Source organism: Frankia nepalensis (assembly GCF_016786325.1).
Lineage (GTDB): Bacteria > Actinomycetota > Actinomycetes > Frankiales > Frankiaceae > Pseudofrankia > Pseudofrankia nepalensis.
Window position 1 is genome coordinate 1 of record NZ_JADWYU010000368.1, and the last position, 1,307, is coordinate 1,307.

At 66.4% G+C, this 1,307-nt stretch carries 1 protein-coding gene; it reads left to right on the forward strand.

The features are described 5' to 3' along the window. The coding region (gene groL / locus I6A81_RS41240; protein WP_203008538.1) for a chaperonin GroEL at positions 1–1,307 on the forward strand (1,307 nt) is incomplete at both ends.

Here is a 1,307-nt window from a genome sequence, read left to right on the forward strand (position 1 = left end):
AAGATCATTGCCTTCGATGAGGAGGCGCGGCGCGGCCTGGAGCGCGGCATGAACCAGCTGGCCGACGCCGTCAAGGTCACGCTCGGCCCGAAGGGCCGCAACGTCGTGCTGGAGAAGAAGTGGGGCGTACCCACGATCACCAACGACGGTGTCTCGATCGCCAAGGAGATCGAGCTCGAGGACCCGTACGAGAAGATCGGCGCCGAGCTCGTCAAGGAAGTCGCGAAGAAGACCAACGACGTCGCGGGTGACGGCACCACGACCGCGACGATCCTGGCGCAGGCGCTGGTCCGTGAGGGGCTGCGTAACGTGGCCGCCGGCGCGAACCCGCTGAGCCTGAAGAAGGGCATCGAGGTCGCGGTCGAGAGCGTCTCCGAGGAGCTCTCGAAGCAGGCCAAGGAGGTCGAGACCAAGGAGCAGATCGCCTCCACCGCGTCGATCTCCGCGGGTGACCCGGCGATCGGCAGCCTGATCGCCGAGGCGCTCGACAAGGTCGGCAAGGAAGGTGTCGTCACCGTCGAGGAGAGCAACACCTTCGGCCTCGAGCTTGAGCTGACCGAGGGTATGCGCTTCGACAAGGGCTACATCTCGCCGTACTTCGTCACGGACGCCGACCGTCAGGAGGCCGTCCTCGACGACCCGTACATCCTGATCGTCAACAGCAAGATCTCGGCGGTCAAGGACCTGCTTCCGCTGCTGGAGAAGGTCATGCAGGCGAGCAAGCCGCTGGCGATCATCGCCGAGGACGTGGAGGGTGAGGCCCTCGCGACCCTGGTGGTCAACAAGATCCGTGGGACGTTCAAGAGCATCGCGGTGAAGGCCCCCGGTTTCGGTGACCGCCGCAAGGCGATGCTGACCGACATCGCGATCCTGACCGGCGGTCAGGTGATCTCCGAGGACGTCGGCCTCAAGCTGGAGAGCGCCACGCTCGACCTGCTGGGCAAGGCGCGCAAGGTCGTCGTGACCAAGGACGAGACGACGATCGTCGAGGGCGCGGGTGACCCCGACCAGATCTCGGGGCGGGTCTCGCAGATCCGTAACGAGATCGAGAAGTCGGACTCGGACTACGACCGGGAGAAGCTGCAGGAGCGGCTGGCCAAGCTCGCCGGTGGTGTCGCGGTCGTGAAGGTGGGCGCGGCGACCGAGGTCGAGCTCAAGGAGAAGAAGCACCGTATCGAGGACGCGGTGTCCAACGCGAAGGCGGCCGTCGAGGAGGGCATCGTCGCCGGCGGTGGCGTCGCGCTGCTGCAGGCTTCGGTGTCGGCGTTCGACAAGCTGGACCTGTCCGGCGACGAGGCCACCGGCGC